Raw genomic sequence first — 19,027 nt, 5'->3', positions numbered from 1 at the left:
CCCCTCTCAACATGCGCCGTCATATGATTATCAATGGATGCTGGCGGGCCGGTGGTTCCTCCTCAGTATGAGGGCCTGCCGCTTGACATTTTCGAGTACCTTCCACGCTCGAGCCGAGAAGACTGCGCGATGGTCGGACAACTTGTTCAGTATTTCCTCCATGGACGACAGAGCGTCCAAGAGTTGGCAGATCATGACCTGCGTCGGGGGATGGACAGCAGGACGTATTGGATGACCGAGACACTGTTCGCGCAACAGCAGGATCTCGGTCGCTACCACGACGCTGTGTAAAACTTTGTCGAGTGGCCGAGGAACATTGAGAATCGCCGACCGAGCCCACGTGCTCGTGTCGACGATCGAGCCATAGTCATAGTGCGAATAACGAATCTCGTCGATGAACATGGCGTGGTGCGTGAGTTCGTGTACCAATAGTTCAATGACATCGTGCAACGTATAGTCAATGCGCGGATTGGCCCATATCACACCGATAGCCTGTGAGGTTGAGCCGGCTCTAGCTACTTTCGAAGGGAGGATAAGGATATCCGTAATGACCGTATCAAAGAGTACACGGTGATCTCTTGAGTACAGGCTTAGTTCTGCCAGTGCGCGCGTGATCAGCTGTTGCTTGACGGCTATATCAGGCTCTCTGCCTTCTGCGATTACTTCCGCTTGTGCTTTGTCGTCGATGAGAGAATCATTCACAAATAGCGACCGCAGGCGCTTTGCCGTTTCGAAGTCCGTCACGAAACCCACGACGCCTGGCTTCCCGCTTGGAACGCGCCTCTGCAAGTGTTCAATAAATGCCCGATATTCAGACTGTACTTGACTGATCGTGGCAAGAGAGCGCGCCTCCGCGAGGTTCCGGGAACCGATCAGCGTGACAAGATTATCAATCTGCGCATGAACTCCAAATTGCAGGATCATGTCCGTCATCCTTCTTTGGTGATGAGTCCCACCGCCCCGCAAAGAAGGGGGCGGTATGCATCAGCTTAGGCCTGATCCTCGTAAGCGATCATGTTCAGAGGTTGATTCATGTTCCAAGCGCGGCCATCCAACTGGCGATCAACCTCCGTTGCAGCGACATGCACGTCCTTCTCTGTGAGATCGGATGCGGAGGACATAACAATAAGATCGAAATCATTCGGTTGCATACATGCTCCTTTGAAGTGAAGCCACCACGATTCGTGGATCCTACGATTTTGACGGAATGCTCCCCGCGAGCGTTCCATGGATATTCATTCCTGTTATGTCTTAATAGTTCGAATTTAGATCTGAATTTACGTGATGAAGATTTGCGAATAAAATCGTCTTGAGTAACCCAAAAACGGTGTTATACGCAGCAGGAACTAGTGCAAGGCTGGTACCTCAATACGCTTGGTGCAGATCGGCAACCGCTTGATAGACCGGGCGGCGCAGGCACCAAACAACTGCTGCCCAGTTGCCGTCGCCGCAGTTTCATTTGGCGCGGGCCACACTCGAGGATCCTGATGTCTTCGATTTTTTGAGCCTGTGTACCGACACGTCGAGCGGGACTTAGAGGCAGCCCGGTCGAAACACATAACTCGTTTCTCCAATCGGCGTAGCCCAGTAGCAGGTGCTTGCGGTACTCTCGGTCGAGCCGCAGGAGAGCCTGCCGAGCGTTGAAACGCTGACGCAAGAGCCTGGGCTGGATCTCCGGCTAGTGGAGGGGACTCAGAATGAGGCCGGCCAGCCTTGCGGCGGGAGAGCGTGGCCACCGGAATCGAGACGCTAGTAGGATCGGCGTGAGTAAGCATCTTGGCTGGCGGAACGCGGGCAGGGCGCTTGACTTTCTGTATTCTTTGAGTTGATTGACAATGGTGTCGCCAGAGTCGTCGCCCCGCAGATCGCTCCATCTCCCGCGCCAACAAATGCTCTGCGCGGTTGACGGTGAAAGCGACGGTAAGGCCCGAAGTCGATGTCAGGCAATCTCTTTAACCACGCGGCTTAGGGCGGCCCGTTGATGATGGAATGGGAGTGAGCCGTATTTTGGTGCATTTTCTGGCACCACCTGGCAGTGACAGGCAGTGAGTGATCGAAGCCCGCAATTCTGCGGGCTTTTTTTCGCCTGCAGGAAGGCGGGCGCTTTTCGAGCTGCCAGCGCCAATGGCATTTTCGGTAGCGCAAGGTCGCCCGGTCGTGTCTGGCTTGGCGCGACGATCATGACTACCTGGCCATGCGACTCGCCACCGATGCCGTCACGGAGTGATGGCGCATGCCACATCCGTTTGACAAACAAGGAGATTGCCGCCGCCACGTGCATCAGCGTGGTGACTGTCAAAGTTCATCGATGCCACGCAATGCCAAAAAATGACGGCTCGGAGTTTCGCCGATCTGGTGCTTCTTGCGCAAACTCTCGGTCTCGTGCGGCTTCCCTCTGAGTCCGAAGCTGATGAGCAGCCTGCCATCCGGCTGCAGCCTCGAAAGCTTAGAACCGCAACCAGAGCGTAGGGCCGACATCGGGCAGCGTGCAGGACGAACGTCATGTCAGGACGTCTCATCGATCCACTGCACGACACACTCACGATGGAGGAGAGTCGGTCTTGCGAGGACGTAACGCTTTTTCAATGCATTGGATCATGTCTGTGTCCTGGAAGGGCTTGTAAAGGACGCACGTCGCACCCAATGCCATGGCACGCTGATCGAATCCCTCATGCGCAAATGCAGTCATGAAAATGACAGGCATATCGAGATTGCGTGCGCGCAGGGCCTCTATCAAAGCCAAGCCGTCCATGCCGGGCATTTGCGCGTCTGTGATCACGCACGACAGGCAAGGCAGCGAAGCGCACCACAGCAGCTCTTGACCGCCTCCGAACAATTGCACGCCAAGATCGAGCGAACGCAGCAGCCCCCCATGGCATTTCGGACGGCGACATCGTCGTCAACTATTGCGATCGTGGGGCGAGCTATCACACTGACTCCTTGTATACGCGTTGAGCGCTGGTAATGCTCTGCTGGAGGAGCAACGCCGCTGCCAATTCACTTCTGCAGGCTGTTCGCGCCGTTGCGCCAAGTCAGGAAACTGAGCGCCGTCAGCAATATGGCTGGCAGTACTACACACCAGATCGAAAGCATCGAATAGCCAAGTGCACCGAGAGCGGCGCCCGATGCGAAACCCGCGAGAGCCGGTACCATTTTCTTGAGCCGAGCGCGTATGGCTTTGCGTTCCACCTCAGATGCGGATGGCAGGTCCACCAGGTCAATGATAATTTGCGTGGTATTTCCCGTCATGATCGTAGTGGGGCCGAGGTCTGACAAGGACGTCCGGGACAGTGAGTTCTGAATACCCATGGCCACTACGGCAAGCATGCCGGCGCCGACGGCTGCAGGCGTACTTGGATCGGAAATGGGGGAGGCGTGGACCCCGGCAATTATGAAGAGAACCAGCGCCGCGGCCTCGGCAAATAGCAACAGCGAGGGTGCCGATTGTTTGTCCCGTACGATGCGTGACTCGGTCAGTCTGGCGGCCGCAACCGCCAAGGCAAAAGTCGGCAGCGCAAGCAGTTTGGCGAGCAGGCCTGTCGAATCACTGGTGATGTCGACGCCGATCATCACGAAGTTTCCTGTCACGTGTGCCGTAAATAGGCCGAATAGTGAAATGAACCCGACCACGTCTATATAGCCTGCGACGAAGGCCAGGATGCAGCCGAACGCCGGTCCCGAAAGATCAGCGCGGCGGCCCGTGTCAGGAAGCTGTGCGGGTGTCAATGCGGTCTCCACGAAGATTGGTCGGCTGACGGTCAGAAGCTGTGCCGCATCGCAATGGCGAACGTCTGCGGGTCGGCGCCAGCCTTGATGCCGATGTTGTTGATGGCGAAGTCATAGCTCGCGTTGCTGCGGTTGTTGATGCAGCTGTAGTAAGCGTATAGCGCGGTTCGTTTGGAAAGGGGATAGTCATAGCCGACCGTTACCTGAAATGCGCCGGTTTCCGAACCACTGCGGACGGATCCAATCGTTTCCGTAGCCGTGCCGGTGCCATTGCCGACAAAGGCGAAGCCGGCGCGTATGCTACCGGTGCCAAGCTGCTGTATCAGCGAGACATAGTAGCCATTGCGCGTAAGGTCTCCAGTGGCGGTACGATAGTGCAGACGTTCATACAGGGCACCGATGCGCGTCGATGGGAACTGGTAGGAAACTCCAGCCTTCATTGCGTCGTCGTTGCGTCCGCTGGTCTGATAGTGCTGGTGGATTTCATAGGCAAGCGTCAGGTTCAGGTTGCCATAGTCATAGGCGGTGGCAAAGGAATACAGCGCGGGATTGCGCGGCACCGTTGTCTTTTCTTCCGGCAATCCCCAGGCAATGGCGCCGCTCAAGCCGTGCCACGTCGACTGGTAGTGCAACGAGTTCTTCTGCCGTCGATCAAATGAGCTGGTGTTCTGGACATTGTCGCTGGTAGACGCAGCGCCATTGCCTATCAGCGCCATGTAACCCGCGGTGGTGGGGTAATACGGGTCGTAGCTCTTGGTTGCACTTGTGTATGGCGTGTCCCAGTTGCCCATGAAGAGGGTGCCGTACGGGCTCTGAAGGCCGAGCCGGGTATCTCGCGCGGCGATTTGCCCCGTGCCGTTGTCAATCGACAGGGCGCTTTCGATTTGCCAGATCGCCTTGATTCCATTGGCTAACGGCTCCTCGCCCCGCATGCCGAACACGGAGCGGTTATTCGTGAGGCGCGCCGTATTGCCTGATCTGGTGCCGTCGGTTGCGGTGGTCACGGTCACAAACTCGATTGCTGTGTTCAGCCGGCCATAGATCGCTACGTTGTTGTCCGCCACGGCAGGTGCCGCGGCAGCGGACAAAGACGCTGCCAGGGCGATGTGAATGCGCCGGGGCGCGATTGCGTTAGTACAGCTGGTAGGTGCTTCGGGCTGCTTTCGGGAACGACTCATGCTGCTATTGGTTCCCTTCTTTGCTACGCGCGGGGAGGGATGCCGACGGTTCTACGGCCGTGTCCGCATTGGGCGGGGTACCCGTAATCTTCGGGACGCATTCGCCGCGGAACCATGCAATGGTGACGGGCTCGCCCGCCAGCATGCGTTTGACCGGCGGCACAACCTGCTCGCCAATCAGCATGCCCAGCAGCCCGATCAAAGCAATTGCGGGCGGCGCAGGCGAGCGGACCTGCATCAGTGCATAGATGATGCCGACCAGGATGCCGGCGCCAAGGGAGATGAGATAGAGCTTCATATGACACAAGGTTGGAGAGGGGGAAATCGGTGCGAGGTTACGCCGGCGGCAGGCCAAGGCCGAGCAGGTGTCGCACGTGGGGCGGCTCGGCGCCCACGTGGTAGCTGGCCACGTCGCGCTGCACATCGGCATCGGCGTGCGGCACGCGCTGATGCTGGCGCAGGTGCTCGGCCCACGACTCGACCAGGAACCACTCGGTCAGTAGTTCGGGGTTGGCCGGGTCTTCCATCACGCCCCAGCTGAACGCGCCGTCACGCAAACGCTCTTCCGACAGCTTGTGCACCGCATGCAGGAACGCATCGCGGTTGGCGGGCGGGATGCAATATTCGATCAGGATCATCACCGGACCACGGTCGTGCGCGATCTCGCCGGCCGTCTCGGGTTCGGGCCAGTGACGTGCGGGACCGAGGTCTTCTTCGCCGCGCGGCAGCCGCATACGGTGCAGGATCAGCGCGGTAGCGACCAGTCCCGCCGCGGCAATCAGCAACGCGTGCGGCGTGCCCAATGCCTGCGCCACGAAGCCCCAGACCAGGCTGCCACCGGCCAGCGCGCCGTTGAACACCATCTGGTAGACCGCCAGTGCGCGGCCGCGCACCCAGTTCGGCAGGATCGCCTGCGCCGCGCCGCCGAGCGTGGTCAGCGCCATGATCCATGCCGCGCCAAGCAGCAATAGCAGCGGCAATGCCAGCCATATGGGTGGTGCGCTCGACAGCGCCGCCATGACGACGGCCGTGACGATCGCGGACAACAGCACCATGCCGTCTGCATCGAGCCGCTGCTGCAGCCTGGACATCGTCAGCGCGCCAAGGATCGCGCCAGCGCCCACTGCGCCCAGCAACACACCATAGAGGCTGGCACCGCCATGCAACAGCTGACGGGCTACCAGCGGCAACAACGCCCATACGCCGCTGCCGAAGGCAAAATGCACGGCGGCGCGCGCCAATACTACGTGCAGCTTGCTGTGCGCGCGCGTGAAGCGTAAGCCGGCTCGGAAAGCGCTGAAGAAGTGCTCGCGCAGCGGATCGCTTGGTTGTTCGGGACGCTTCCACCAGATCAACGCAGCGATGACGAACACATAGCTGAGCAGGTCTGCGCTATACGTGGCAGCCGCGCCGAATGCCGCGAGCAGCAGACCCCCGGTAGCCGGTCCAATCGCACGGGCGACGTTCACGCCCAGCGAGTTCAGTGCCACGGCCTGTCGCAGCGTGCTCGGCGGCACGAGCTCGGGCACGATCGACTGCCACGTCGGCCCCATCATCGCCGCACCTACACCGCCGACGAACGCCAGTGCAATCAGGATTTCGATCGTCAGCGCCTGGCGCCACGCCAGCAGCATCAGCGTGCCGCTGACCATGGCCAGTCCGATCTGGATCACAATCAGGAAGCGGCGCCGGTCGAGGATGTCGGAGAGCACACCCGCCGGAATCGCAAGCAGGAAGACGGGCAGCGTGGCAGCCGCCTGGATCGTGGCGACCGCTGCCGGTGAAGTGGAAAGATCGGTTGCCAGCCATGCGCTGGCCACATCCCGCATGAAGCTGCCGATGTTACCGAGGATCGTGGCCACCCACAGTACCGCAAACGTGGGTTGGGCCAGCGGGGCAAACGTGCCTCCCGATGCAGGCTTGGCCGCCGAGATGCCAGATTGCGTCATGGTTGTCTCCGCGTGCGAAGGTCATCCCACGCCACGAGCAGGAACCCACCCACCAGGCCCAGATGTTCGAAGAACGCGTTAGCCATCATGAACTGCGCCTCGGGCGGTGCGCTCCAAAACCGGTTGGCCAGGAACGTGGCCATCAGCGTGAACGCCGCCAGCGCCAGTGCGCCTAGCCAGCGCCAGAAGCCGGTCAGGATCATTGCCGACGCACCAAGCTCCAGCGCAATCGTCGCCGCAGCCAGCGGCACGGCGGGCGACAGGCCGAAGTGCTGCATCTCCGTCACTGCGCTGGAGAAGTCGAACAGCTTGACCAATCCGCCCTGCAGGTAGGCAGCGCACAGCAACAGCAGGGCGATCCAGCGCAGCCAGCCAGGCAGCCGGTGCGTGTTGTTGCCGGCCGTGGCTAGTGGGGGCGTCGAGATGGTCATGGCCGCTCTCCGATGTGGTCAACGTGGATCAGAATGCCCAGCACGAGCAGCCCAGCGCGCCCCAGAACGTGCTTTCGTCCGACGTCGGCACGCTCGAGGTCCACGCCTTGGCATGCGCATGGCCATGCACGCCGCACGAACTGGCGCAGCCGCACGCGGTGTTCAGCGCCAGTGTGCGCGCCTGGGCCTGCGGGCGCGGCTGGTACTGGCTGCCGTGGCGGGCCGGTGACCAGTCGGGCATCGCGGGCGGGATGTCGGGCGAATGCTTGCCGAATTCGCTGTCGCCATAGACCACCTTGCCGCCGAGCACGGTCAGCACCGATGTGATGTCCTGGATGTCGTCGCCCGGCACCGAGTAGTAGTCGGCCGACAACACGGCCAGGTCGGCCAGCTGGCCCACCTTGATCTGGCCCTTCTTGCCCTCTTCGGACGAGAACCAGGTGTTGGCTTCGGTCCACAGGCGCAGCGCCGTTTCGCGATCGAGCAGGTTGGCCTGTGGATACATCGACATGCCGCCGACGGTCTTGCCCGTGGTCAGCCAGTACAGCGAGACCCACGGGTTGTACGAGGCGACGCGTGTGGCGTCGGTGCCGGCGCCGACCTTCACGCCTCTTTCCAACATCTTCTTGACCGGCGGCGTGGCCTCGGCAGCGCGTGCGCCATAGCGCTCGACAAAGTACTCGCCCTGGTAGGCCATGCGGTGCTGCACCGCGATGCCGCCACCGAGCGCGGCGATGCGGTCGATATTGCGGTCGGAAATCGTCTCGGCGTGGTCGAAGAACCAGTTCAGGCCGTTGAACGGGATGTCCTTGGCGACCTTCTCGTAGACGTCGAGCGCGCGCGTGATGGTCTGGTCATAGGTCGCATGCAGGCGCCACGGCCAGCGCTTTTCGGCCAGCAGGCGGATAACCGGCTCCAGATCGGCTTCCATCGACGGTGCCATGTCGGGGCGCTCGACACGGAAGTCCTCGAAGTCGGCCGCCGTGTAGACCAGCATTTCGCCGGCGCCATTGTGGCGATAGAGGTCATCGCCCTGGCCTGGTTTCACGGTCGACGTCCAGGTCTTGAAGTCGCTCAGCTCTTCCTTGGGCTTCTGCGTGAACAGGTTGTAGGCCAGGCGCACCGTGAGGTGGCCTTCCTTGTGCAGCTCCTCGATGATGTTGTAGTCCTCGGGGTAGTTCTGGTAGCCGCCGCCGGCGTCGATCACGCCGGTCACGCCCAGGCGGTTCACCTCGCGCATGAAGTGGCGCGTCGAGTTCTTCTGGTATTCGGGCGGCAGCTTCGGCCCCTTGGCGAGCGTCGCATAGAGAATCGTCGCGTTCGGCTTGGCCAGCAGCAGGCCGGTGGGATTGCCAGCCTTGTCGTGCACGATCTCGCCGCCCGGCGGATTTGGCGCGTCCTTGGTATAGCCCACCGCGCGCAGCGCCGCGCCGTTCAGGATCGCGCGGTCATACAGGTGCAGGATGAACACCGGGGTATCGGGCGCTACCGCGTTCAGTTCCTCGATGGTCGGCAGGCGCTTTTCGGCGAACTGGTGCTCGGTAAAGCCGCCCACCACGCGTACCCATTGCGGGGCGGGCGTGCGGGCGACCTGGTCCCTGAGCATGCGCATGGCGTCCGCCAGCGAGCGCACGCCGTCCCAGCGCAGCTCCATGTTGTAGTTCAGGCCGCCGCGGATGATGTGCATGTGGCTGTCGATCAGCCCGGGAATGGCCCGCCGGCCATTCAGGTCGATCACCCTGGTCTGCGTTCCCGCCAGCTTCATGATGTCCTGGCGCGTACCCACCCCGACGAAGCGGCCGTCCTGGATGGCCACGGCGTCGGCCTGCGGATTGGCACGGTCGAGCGTGGCGAACTTGCCGTTGACGAGAATGAGGTCGGGAGTCGGGTTCGGTGACATGGCGAATAGTTCCGAAGAGGCTGCCGCATCGAGGGCGGCAGCCGAGGCGATGAAGTGCCGGCGGGTAATGGACATCTCGGCTTATGCGTTCAGGAAGGCCAGCAGGTCGGCATTGACCTGGTCGGCGTTGATCACGCACATGCCGTGCGACGCACCCGGATATACCTTGAGCGTGGCGTTCTTGACGATCTTGGCCGACAGGCGGGCCGAATTGTCGATGGGCACGATCTGGTCGTCGTCACCATGCAGGATCAGCGTTGGCACGGTGATTTTCTTCAGATCCCCGGTGTAATCCACTTCCGAGAACTCCTTGATGCAGGCGTACTGGCCCAGGAGGCCACCGGTCATGCCCTGTGCCCAGAACGCATCGATGGTGCCTTGCGAAACCTTGGCGCCGGGCCGGTTGAAGCCGAAGAACGGCGTGGTCAGGTCCTTGTAGAATTGCGATCGGTTTTCCGCCACGCCCTTGCGGATGCCGTCGAACACTTCCATCGGCAGGCCGTTCGGATTGGCCGCGGTCTTGAGCATGATAGGCGGCACCGCGCCAATCAGCACCGCCTTGGCCACGCGCTTCGTGCCATGACGGCCGATGTAGTGCGCCACTTCGCCGCCGCCGGTGGAGTGGCCGACCAGCGTCGCGCCCTTGAGGTCGAGGGCGTCCAGCAGCGCGGCCAGGTCGTCGGCGTAGGTGTCCATGTTGTTGCCCTGCGCGGGCTGGTCCGAACGGCCATGGCCGCGCCGGTCATGGGCGATCACGCGAAAGCCCTTCTGCACCAGGTACAGCATCTGGGCGTCCCAGGCGTCGGCATTGAGCGGCCAGCCGTGCGAGAACACCACCGGGCTGCCCGTGCCCCAGTCCTTGTAGAAGATGCGCGTGCCGTCTTTGGTCGTGACATAGTGGCCCTGCTTCGCGGCGCGGCTGCTGGCGGGCGCGGCTTCCGCGGCCGTGGACGTCAGTGCGGCAAGCGACGCCACCGATACGGCCGCGGCGCCAACAGTGCTACCTACCAGCAGTTGCCGGCGCGATGCATCGATGTTGTGGCCTTGTTCCCGGGTGTGTTCTATTTGCATGATTAGGGCTGGCTGAAAGTTGGCTCGGAATCCTGGATGAATGAGATCGCTGGTTGCATCGGCCTATGCGCGGAAATCGTGCGTAGGCCGATGACTAGCTTCTTCTTGATCAGCCGTTTAGCGTGCGGGCACCGGGGCGATGGATTCGTGCCCCGTAGCCGTGCGCTGGGCGGCCTTGTGGACCATCGTGTAGGCGTAGTCGACACCCATGCCATAGGCGCCCGAGTGTTCCTTCACCAGCTTCATTACGGCGTCATAGGTGTCGCGGTGGGCCCAGTCGCGTTGCCATTCGAGCAGCACCTGCTGCCAGGTCACCGGCACCGCGCCGGCCTGGACCATGCGTTGCATGGCGTAGTCGTGGGCTTCCTTGCTGGTGCCGCCCGAAGCGTCGGCGACCATGTAGATCTCGTAGTTGCCTTCGAGCATGGCGCACAGCGCGAAAGTGGTGTTGCAGACCTCGGTCCACAGGCCGGCCACGATCACCTTGTTGCGGCCGTTGGCCTTGAGCGCATCGCGCACCTTCTGGTCGTCCCACGAGTTCATCGAGGTGCGCTCCAGCGTCTTCTGGTCCGGGAACACGTCGAGCAGTTCCGGATAGGTGAAGCCCGAGAACGACTCGCTCTCGACGGTGGTGATCGTCGTCGGAATATTGAAGATCTTTGCCGCCTTGGCCAGGCCGACGACGTTGTTCTTCATCGCCTGGCGGTCCATCGACTGGACGCCGAAAGCCATCTGCGGCTGATGGTCGATGAAAATCAGCTGGCTGTTCTGCGGGGTGAGGACTTCAAGCTTGGGGTTTGACATTGCGTTGCTCCTGTTTGGGGGGGGGGAGAGTGAGGCGGCCGTGGCATCACCGCCGGGGCAGAGCCGCGTCGGGGCGGCTTGGCATAAGGGCCGCGACCGGCGTTGTGTCCGGAACGCAACCGGAGGGAAGAATAGTCGGCGCTGTCGGCCGTCGCTATTGTCGATTCGTATTATCCGTCCGCGGCCTTGGTTTCATCGCGACGCCGCCAGGCTGTGCTACAGGAAAAAGGGAGTGGCTTCCCCAACCCTTAGGAAGGCATTGGGGCTGCGTGCGAGTTCGATGTGCGTTAGCCTGCAAATTGGCCGGCTGGGCCAGCCGCCAACTGTCACGCTGAACTAATCCCATGGTATAAGTAGTCGATGATCCCGGTCTTGTGATGTAATGAATAGTTTTGCGGGGTGATGGCGGCGGGAGTGGGCCTGCCCAAACCTCGCGCACCGATGGGTGCGCTGGAGATAGACTGTGACAATCAACAGCTTCGTAACCGCGGACACCAGTGCGAGTGATGAAGCGATGGTGCTAATCGTTGATGACGACGCGATGCTTCGCGGCGCGTTGGAGAACCTCTTCCGATCAGTCGGGATGCGCGTCGCACTGTTCGCATCCGCTGCCGAACTGCTAGCATTCGCGTTCCCGGACGCGCCCACTTGCCTTCTGCTCGATGTCAGGCTCCGCGGGCAGAGTGGCCTGGACCTGCAGACTCGGCTGTCCCAAATGGGCATTCAGGTCCCAATCATTTTTATGACTGGTTACGGCGACATCCCCATGACCGTTGCCGCTATGAAGGCTGGTGCTGAGGATTTTCTGGCGAAGCCATTCCGCGAGCAGGACCTGCTCGATGCCGTGGCGGCCGCCTTGCAAAAGGATCGGCATCGCCGCCATGGCATGCGTAAGCTGGATGAACTGAGAGCCAACTACCAGAGCCTGACGCCGCGTGAGGCCGAGGTCATGCGCATGGTGGTGGTCGGTCTGCTGAACAAGCAGATCGCCAGCGAGCTAAGTATCAGCGAGGTCACCGTGAAAATTCATCGCGGCCAGGCCATGCGCAAGATGAAGGCGCGCACTTTTGCCGAGCTTGTATTGATGGCGCAGCAACTCGGCATTTGCGAGTCGCCGCTTTGAGTCCTTGCAGCCTTGGGCCGTCGGCGAGAGGCATCTAGTCCCGAGGTGGCAGAGTGAACTGAAACACAGCCCCGCAAGGCACATTGGGACTCGCCCACAGCCGCCCTCCATGTGCCTCGATGATCAACCGGCAGATCGCCAGGCCCATGCCCAGACCCTCCGCCTTGGTAGTGAAGAAAGTCTGGAAAACCCGCTCCAGATCTTGCGGCTGCAGCCCGATGCCAGCATCCTGAACGGCAACCAGCACAGCCCCAGATGCGTCGAGGCGCGACCGAATCAGCAGTTCCCGCGGCCGCTCTGCCACCTCTTTCATTGCCTCGATGCTATTCATCATCAGGTTCAGGAGCACCTGCTGCAAGTGCACCCGGTCACCCACAACGGGCGGCAGGTCAGGCGCCAACGCCATCCGGAGCAGGACTTGATGGCGGCCTACCTCTCCCCGGATGAGGGCAATCGTGTCTTCGATAAGGGTGTTCATGTCGAGGCGCCCCGTGACGGCGGTCGTCTTCTTAAGCAGCGCACGCATGCCTCCAATCACTGCGCCAGCCCGATGACCATCCTGAACGATGCGCCCCAACGTCTCGCGCACCTCGGTGAGATCGGGCGGCTGGCGAGCGAGCCAGCGCAGGGCCGCATTGGCGTTGGTGATGATGGCGGCCAACGGCTGGTTGACCTCGTGAGCGATCGAGGCGGTCAGCGCGTTCAACGTCGTCACGCGGGTCACGTGTGCCAGTTCGGCCTGTGCCTGGTGCAGCGCCTCCTCGGCGCGCTTGCGCTCGGTTAGATCAAGTATGTAGGAGACACCTTGGTCCCCACCCTCTTCGAATGTCGCGCACCCTAGCAGGACGAGCACGCGGCTTCCATCCTTGCGGAAGAACTCTTTTTCGAACGGCGGCAAGGTCCCGCTGATCCGAAGGTCCTGGAGCAACCGTGCGTCACGCTCGCGCCAGTCCGGGGGCGTCAGGTCCGTCCAGCGCAAGGGGGTCGAGGCGAGGTCCTCGCGGTCGTAGCCCAGCATGCGGAGGAACGCGTCATTGGCCTCGAGGATTCGGCCGTCCAGGTGCCAGATGCAGATCCCGATGATGTTGGCCTCAACCAGGCGCTGGATCTTCGCTTCGCGTTGTGCGAGATCCCGATACAAACAAGTAATCTCCAGGGCGATCGCGGCCTGCGAGGCGAGCATCTTCAACACGGCGGTTCGGCTCGGCGCGAAGACGCGTGGCGAGAGGTTGTTCTCGAGGTAGAGCACCCCGATGAGCTTGGCCTGTGTGAGCAATGGCAGGCAGAGAATCGATCGGGCATGATGCTGCAGAATGTACGGATCGGCGGAAAACGGGTTCTGCGTCGCGGCATTGTCGAGAATGATGTTCTCGCGGGTGCGCAAGACATAGTGGAGCATCGATACCGGCAGCGCAGTCGCCGTCACGCTCTCGTCGCGGAGCTGCACCGTGACAGTATTGCCACCGGTCGTAGCCTCTGCTGCAATGCGCTGCTCGGCCCCTCGGGGCAGGATCAGCAGTCCCCGTTCCGCGCCGGCCTGTTCAATCGCGGTGCGCATGAGTGTGTCGAGTAACTTGTCCAGGACGATCTCGCCGGACACAGCTTGCGACACGGCAATCACGGTGGCGAGGTCCAGGTGTTCGACCGGCGCCCCGATCGTCGTCGTGGGTGCGGGTGCTCGCTCTTCCCCCCAGAGGTGCGGATACAGCGCATCGAGTTGCCGCACCTTGGCATCGGCGCCCCAGCGGAGATAGCTGTGGCGAGCGTCCTGCAAATACACGCGTGCAACCTTCTCGAAGCCACGGCCGGCATAGAACCGCGCGGCCAACTCGTTGGCGAGCGCCTGGTTATGGATGAAATCATTGTCCTGTGCCGAGCGGATGGCCTGCTCGTAGAGGCCCATTGCATCAACTTCGCGCCCATCCAGGCGGGCGATTTCCGCGCCAACCAATGCGGCTCTGTTCTCGAAATTCGCCGGACAATGCTCGGACCAGACAAGGAGCTGGCGATGATGGGCGGCCAATGCCTCCAGGTGCTGGGCCCGTTCTGGCGCGGCAGCCGTGCCGCAGCATGCGGCCCGCGCCAGCGCGGCGTAGAAGTGGTATTCCGCCTGCTCGAAGAACGATGGAGATGTCCAGAGGAGACGTTCTGCCCTGTCCGCCGCCGTAATGGCGGCTGCGTGGTCGTCGGCGAGGAAGCGCGCCTGGAGTTTTCTGATCCAGTACCAGCAGGTGGCGAGGGCGGGGCCCGGAGCCTCGTCCAGATACCGCTCAAACTGTTCCTCGTTGAAATCATCATCATCGAAGACGCCGAAGACCGGGGTCAGGCCGCGCAGAGTTCGCGCTAGCTGGAGCTGGGGGGTAACCCGGTCGACGGCGAGACCGAACCTCGCCCGGCGCGCGAAGCCGATCGTGGCCTCGGCTTCGTTCTGCACCTCGGCAAGCGGATCGCCGCAGGCGAGCAACTGCGTAATGAGGTTGTTGCGCGCGAAGGACGCGTAGGTAAGGTCACCAAGCTTGCCGGCCACGTCGAAAGCGCGCCGCACCAGGCTGCGCGCGGCACGGATGGGTTGCGTCCATTGCATCACGTGGCCGCCGAAAGCCTGGTAGACGCGGGCCCTGAAGCGGTCCAGCCCGCGCTGCTCGACCAGGTTCAGGCCGAGCTGGCCGAAGCGGAATGCCGCCTTGTAGTCGCCGGACCGAGGCCCCAGGAGCATGCCGAGCCAGGTATAGGCGAGGCACGACGCGTCGCTGTTGCCATGCTCGAGGCTGAGGTTTGCCATCCGTCCGATGATGAGGGAGCCCAGGTTCACGTCGGTGTACCAGGCCGGCAGCATTAGCGCGGTCAGGACATCCATTGTCTCGCACGCGACCGCATTGGTCATCATCGGCAGGTCGAGCAGCGCCTCGATCGGGCGGTCGCCAAGTTGCCGCCACATCCGATCGTATTCCTGCAGAACTTCCTCATCTGTCGGGTGTGCCGAACACTGGACGCCGGCCCGGTACAGGTAGTCGAGGCCCACCTCGACGGCGCGCTCGCGCTGGCCGAGGGCCAGAAACAGCTCCAGCCACAGCTGGGTGACGGAGGCCAGATCGGGGAGGCTGGCGGCACGGCACGCAAGCCCGGCCAGGCGCGCTTCCGCCGCGGCCGACGCGCCGGTCAGAAATTCGCATTCGGCGAGGTGGAACTCGAGCGCGAAAGCAAACTTTGGCCGGCGCTTCCAGGTGTCCCCCTGCGCGAGCGCTGCACCGGCGGTGAGATAGGTCAGCGCCGAGGCGTAGGCCGTGGACGCCTTGGCGCGCTGGCCGGCGAGCAGATTCAGCTCAGCCACTTGCTCCCGCTCCTCGGCCGCGGTGATAAGGTCGGCGCCACGGTTGAGCTGGCCGACGATCTCGAAGACACGCTCAGCTATTGCCTCAGGCGGCGTGCCCGCAGCGAGCCGTCTGCCAATAGCGAGGTGCGCTGCCGGCCGCGCGCCTTCAGGAATCAGGGCGTAGGCCGCCTCCTGGATACGATCGTGCAGGAATCGGTAGGTATTTCCCAAACGCAACACAAGTCCGGCGCGTACCGCCGGCCACAGCGCCGCGTCCAGCTCCGCCTCGCTGGCATCCTGGACCATGGCCAGGATAGCGATCGCCGCGTCATTACCGAGACACGCCAACTGCTTCAGGGCGTTACGGGTCGCCGCGGGAAGGCGCCTCAGCTTGGCGAGCATGAGATCGACCACATTGTCGGTGAAGCCCTTGGCCCGAATCTGCTCAAGGTCCCAGGACCAGCGCGCGCCACGATGATCGAAAACGAGCAGTCCCTCTTCGGTCAGGGCGGTAAGGAACTGGATGGCGAAAAATGGGTTACCGCCAGTCTTCTCCTGCACCAGGCGGGCCAGAGGTGCGGCGTCCCCAGGTGCGCAATGCAAGGAATCGACGATGAGTCTGCTTACATCGTCGAACGCAAGGGGGGAAAGTGCGATGTCATTTACCCGCCCCCCGGCCTGGCGGATTGCCGGCAATCGCAGTAGCAACGGATGCCCGGGCCCGACGTCGTCATTCCGATAGGCTCCGATAAGCAGCACGTGGCGTACCTCCGGCTGGGTCGCCAGATACTCGAGCAGATCAAGTGTTGCCGCGTCCAGCCACTGCAGGTCGTCGAGAAAGAGTGCCAGCGGATGCGCGGGTTGGGCAAAGACGGCAAGCAGGCGCCGGAAAACCATCTGGAATCGGTGCTGTTCGTCGCGCGGCGGCAGCTCCGGAACCGGCGCCTGCGGCCCCAGAATCAGCCCGAGTTCGGGTATGAGCGGCACCATGAGGCCGCCATTCGGGCCCAGCGCCTCCGCCAGTGCGGCGCGCCAGGGCGCCAAGTCGGCCTCGCTCTTGCCCAGTAGTGGGCGGACCAGATTCTGGAAAGCCTGTGCCAATGTCGCATACGGGATGTCTCGCTTGTACTGATCGAACTTGCCCGAGGCAAAGAGGCCATTCCTGAGAGCCAGTGCGCTGCGCAACGCAAGCACGGCCGAGGTCTTCCCGATACCGGCGTAGCCGGAGACCAGCACAATCTCTGGCGTGCCCTGGGTCACCACCCTGTCGAAGGCAGCGAGCAAGGTCTCAATCTCGCGCTTCCGTCCATAGAGCCGCTCCGGAATCAACGGGCGACCAGGCAGGTCGTGCTCGCCGAGCGGGAAGGTGTCAATGCTTCCCCGGCTTTCCCATGCGGCCAAACTGCGCCGTAGATCGGCCTCCAGCCCCGCTGCGGTCTGGTAGCGCTCCTCCGCCGTCTTGGAAAGCAGCTTCATCACCATGGCGGAAAGCAATGGCGGGATCGACGGTACCCGTTCCGCCGGCGGGGCTGGCTGTCGGGCGAGATGGCTGTGCAACAGGTCCATCGGGTCGTCGGTGGCGAACGGTAGCACGCCCGTGAGCATTTGGTAGAGCGTGACGCCGAGCGAATAGAGGTCGCTCCGCGCGTCGATTGGCCGGTTCATGCGTCCGGTCTGCTCGGGGGCCATGTAGGCCAGCGTGCCGGCGATCTCTTCCGGTGGCGCCAGTGCCTGGCGCTCGCGCGACTGGCGCGAGGCAATGCCGAAGCCCGTGAGCCGCGCCTCGATAGCGGCATCGTTCACCAGTATATGGGCCGGCTTGATATCCTTGTGTATAAGACCCCGCTGGTGGAACTGGTCCAGGGCCGCGGTGATGCTGATGGCCAGGCGCAAGAAACGGCCTACCTCCATGGGGGCGCCCAGTAGCCCGGCAAGCGGCTCGCCGCCGGGGTCCTCAAGCAGCAAAACAGTCCGACCATGTTCCCGCACAAGCTCTAGCGGCCGCACCGCCCAACTGCCGTCCAGCTCGCCCTTCAAGCCGTATTCGTGTGCGAGGCGAGCGAGGCTAGAGGGCAGCGGGTGCTCGGCTGCGGGCCACACAGCCAGCACAGCCTTCGGCTCGCCATCTGGGCCGAGTCGCGAGCCTCGACCGACAACGCGATCGCCGTCCTCCCATGCGACGTGGAAGCCGACGGCCGTCTCAGTGCCGAACGAAAACAATGAGTTCATCTGCTGTGTTCCGCTCTCAAGTCGGTAACCGCCTTTGGTGTTTCTGCACTGGATGCGTCGGACAAATGTCTGCGCAATTGTCGTACCGGCGAGCGGGTCACGGGGGCCGAGCGGAGCAATTTTGCCACGTTCAGGCCTTAACGGTTCGCGTGTCTGCCTTGCGCCTTATATCTTCCATCCGGCACGCTATGGAGCCGGAGTCACAATAGCCAAAGGGGATCGGGATGGCCAGCCTGCGCATCTCCCGCAGCCTCACCGCAATGCTCCACGCGATTGGCAAGCGTCAGCGCAACGTGTAGGCGAGCGAAGCTCGTCCAAAAGCTCGCCACCTGTCATTGGCGCGTTTCCATGCCCCTATTCGGGTGCGCTAAGCACCTCTTTGGCGCCATGCAATGGCGTGATTTCGGTTGTGTCAATGCGTTGGGTTTTACCGTTTTCGACGACGTCGGTGCGCAGCACGAAACCCTCGCTCGGGCAATACCAGTCGGTGACCTGCATGATATGTGGATCGGTGTTCAAGGTCTCGTCCAGGATCTGCAGGGGTCCGGTCCAGGTGCGCCGCTCATAAGTAATCGGCACGCATTCCTTGCGCCCCATCGCGGTCTCAATAGTCTGGCGCCGGCCCACGTGGCGGCCGCTGACCGACAGGGTCGCGTGCGGCGCGTAGAACGTTCCGATCTCTTCGCCGGAATCGCGCGCGTAGAGCGTGAATGACAGACTGGACTCGACGTATTCGCTAGCAAGCGTCACCCCTTCGCGTAAATCCTGGTCGGCGTAGTTGAACACGCCCTCGCCGAGGCTTGTGGTCGTGCCATAGAGCCGCGCATAGGGTCCCCTCGCGTTAACGACTGCGTGGCCTTCGATCCGGGCAGGCGATGTCGGGCTGGGCGGCGTGATCGTGATCTGATCGTCCTGCTCGGTAATGATGGGTGGCCCCATCAAGGCGGCTAGCGCGCTCTTCGAGTGGATCTGGACGGTGGTGTGGCAGCTCCTGGCGCTCTCGGTCGGCGGCGATTGGATCCCCGTCCGGGACATCGGCATGGCCCCGTCGGACTCCATCTGCACCCGGGCGCCGGCAGGAAACCAGACGCCGGCACATGGCCCACCGCCCGGCGGCGTCGCCGTCGCGGCGGAAGGAGGGGATGGTGTCGGCTGCGCAGACACGTGGCTGGCGACGGCGAGCAAACTGATCGCGACACCATGGGCAAGTGAGGAAGAACGAAGCGTTGTCACGGCGACTTACCATGTAGCCATTCCAATCTCATTGTTCGCCAAAAAGCGGTCTTATGCCTCGCCAGAGGTA

The 19,027-nt window shown here is 62.4% G+C and carries 15 protein-coding genes; 1 reads left to right on the top strand and 14 read right to left on the bottom strand.

Features of this window, described 5'->3' with window-relative positions:
• Positions 1–30: 30 nt before the first annotated feature.
• From RM96_RS02260 to RM96_RS02215, 12 genes are all read right to left on the bottom strand, one after another.
• Positions 31–924, bottom strand: coding sequence for an aKG-HExxH-type peptide beta-hydroxylase (locus tag RM96_RS02260; protein WP_063925965.1), 894 nt, complete (start codon positions 922–924; stop codon positions 31–33).
• Positions 925–989: 65 nt separating this feature from the next.
• Entirely contained in the window at positions 990–1,151 is a 162-nt protein-coding gene (locus tag RM96_RS39225; protein ID WP_193752374.1) for a hypothetical protein, read from the bottom strand.
• 788 nt (positions 1,152–1,939) lie between these two features.
• Entirely contained in the window at positions 1,940–2,299 is a 360-nt protein-coding gene (locus RM96_RS39220; protein WP_193752373.1) for a hypothetical protein, read from the bottom strand.
• A gap of 240 nt (positions 2,300–2,539) precedes the next feature.
• Positions 2,540–2,842 carry a response regulator gene (locus RM96_RS02255; protein WP_238587043.1) on the bottom strand — a complete coding sequence of 101 codons (303 nt, stop codon included), beginning with the start codon at positions 2,840–2,842 and terminating at the stop codon, positions 2,540–2,542.
• Between the two features lie 155 nt (positions 2,843–2,997).
• Positions 2,998–3,726 carry a YoaK family protein gene (locus tag RM96_RS02250; RefSeq protein WP_052279272.1) on the bottom strand — a complete coding sequence of 243 codons (729 nt, stop codon included), beginning with the start codon at positions 3,724–3,726 and terminating at the stop codon, positions 2,998–3,000.
• A 32-nt stretch (positions 3,727–3,758) separates the two neighbouring features.
• Positions 3,759–4,904: a porin gene (locus RM96_RS02245; protein WP_238587041.1), complete on the bottom strand. Its 1,146-nt coding sequence runs from the start codon at positions 4,902–4,904 to the stop codon at positions 3,759–3,761.
• 4 nt (positions 4,905–4,908) lie between these two features.
• Positions 4,909–5,202, bottom strand: coding sequence for a XapX domain-containing protein (locus RM96_RS02240; protein WP_013951979.1), 294 nt, complete (start codon positions 5,200–5,202; stop codon positions 4,909–4,911).
• A gap of 37 nt (positions 5,203–5,239) precedes the next feature.
• Positions 5,240–6,853, bottom strand: coding sequence for an MFS transporter (locus RM96_RS02235; RefSeq protein WP_039007191.1), 1,614 nt, complete (start codon positions 6,851–6,853; stop codon positions 5,240–5,242).
• Positions 6,850–7,284, bottom strand: coding sequence for a DoxX family protein (locus tag RM96_RS02230; protein ID WP_039007189.1), 435 nt, complete (start codon positions 7,282–7,284; stop codon positions 6,850–6,852). The genes RM96_RS02235 and RM96_RS02230 overlap by 4 nt, the downstream gene beginning before the upstream one ends.
• A 28-nt stretch (positions 7,285–7,312) precedes the next feature.
• A complete protein-coding gene (locus RM96_RS02225; protein ID WP_039007187.1) occupies positions 7,313–9,259 on the bottom strand; it encodes an amidohydrolase in 1,947 nt (648 codons plus the stop codon).
• A 6-nt stretch (positions 9,260–9,265) separates the two neighbouring features.
• Positions 9,266–10,255: an alpha/beta fold hydrolase gene (locus RM96_RS02220; protein WP_052279271.1), complete on the bottom strand. Its 990-nt coding sequence runs from the start codon at positions 10,253–10,255 to the stop codon at positions 9,266–9,268.
• Positions 10,256–10,372: 117 nt separating this feature from the next.
• Complete coding sequence (locus RM96_RS02215; protein WP_013951984.1) at positions 10,373–11,059, bottom strand: hydrolase; 687 nt, start codon at positions 11,057–11,059, stop codon at positions 10,373–10,375.
• Between the two features lie 514 nt (positions 11,060–11,573).
• On the opposite strand from RM96_RS02215, the gene RM96_RS02210 reads away from it, so the two are divergent.
• Entirely contained in the window at positions 11,574–12,182 is a 609-nt protein-coding gene (locus RM96_RS02210; RefSeq protein ID WP_052279281.1) for a response regulator transcription factor, read from the top strand.
• 34 nt (positions 12,183–12,216) lie between these two features.
• Here RM96_RS02210 and RM96_RS02205 read toward each other — a convergent pair whose 3' ends face one another.
• Together RM96_RS02205 and RM96_RS02200 are read right to left on the bottom strand one after the other, a co-directional pair.
• On the bottom strand, positions 12,217–17,724 hold the full coding sequence (locus tag RM96_RS02205; RefSeq protein ID WP_039007181.1) for a trifunctional serine/threonine-protein kinase/ATP-binding protein/sensor histidine kinase: 5,508 nt from the start codon (positions 17,722–17,724) through the stop codon (positions 12,217–12,219).
• 354 nt (positions 17,725–18,078) lie between these two features.
• The gene (locus tag RM96_RS02200) at positions 18,079–18,957 is read right to left on the bottom strand and encodes a hypothetical protein (protein ID WP_063925962.1); all 879 of its coding nucleotides are present in this window, start codon (positions 18,955–18,957) and stop codon (positions 18,079–18,081) included.
• Positions 18,958–19,027: the final 70 nt, after the last annotated feature.

It is taken from the genome of Cupriavidus sp. IDO (assembly GCF_000812465.1).
Lineage (GTDB): Bacteria > Pseudomonadota > Gammaproteobacteria > Burkholderiales > Burkholderiaceae > Cupriavidus.
Note: the sequence above shows the minus strand (reverse complement) of the source record. Positions and strands in the feature narration are given on the sequence as shown.

Excerpts from the sequence above, each read along its gene's own strand:
- RM96_RS02260 (WP_063925965.1), bottom strand. The coding sequence starts at position 924 with ATGATCCTGCAATTTGGAGTTCATGCGCAGATTGATAATCTTGTCACG.
- RM96_RS39225 (WP_193752374.1), bottom strand. The coding sequence starts at position 1,151 with ATGCAACCGAATGATTTCGATCTTATTGTTATGTCCTCCGCATCCGAT.
- RM96_RS02245 (WP_238587041.1), bottom strand. The coding sequence starts at position 4,904 with ATGAGTCGTTCCCGAAAGCAGCCCGAAGCACCTACCAGCTGTACTAAC.
- RM96_RS02240 (WP_013951979.1), bottom strand. The coding sequence starts at position 5,202 with ATGAAGCTCTATCTCATCTCCCTTGGCGCCGGCATCCTGGTCGGCATC.
- RM96_RS02235 (WP_039007191.1), bottom strand. The coding sequence starts at position 6,853 with ATGACGCAATCTGGCATCTCGGCGGCCAAGCCTGCATCGGGAGGCACG.
- RM96_RS02230 (WP_039007189.1), bottom strand. The coding sequence starts at position 7,284 with ATGACCATCTCGACGCCCCCACTAGCCACGGCCGGCAACAACACGCAC.
- RM96_RS02225 (WP_039007187.1), bottom strand. The coding sequence starts at position 9,259 with ATGTCCATTACCCGCCGGCACTTCATCGCCTCGGCTGCCGCCCTCGAT.
- RM96_RS02220 (WP_052279271.1), bottom strand. The coding sequence starts at position 10,255 with ATGCAAATAGAACACACCCGGGAACAAGGCCACAACATCGATGCATCG.
- RM96_RS02215 (WP_013951984.1), bottom strand. The coding sequence starts at position 11,059 with ATGTCAAACCCCAAGCTTGAAGTCCTCACCCCGCAGAACAGCCAGCTG.
- RM96_RS02210 (WP_052279281.1), top strand. The coding sequence starts at position 11,574 with ATGGTGCTAATCGTTGATGACGACGCGATGCTTCGCGGCGCGTTGGAG.
- RM96_RS02205 (WP_039007181.1), bottom strand. The coding sequence starts at position 17,724 with ATGAACTCATTGTTTTCGTTCGGCACTGAGACGGCCGTCGGCTTCCAC.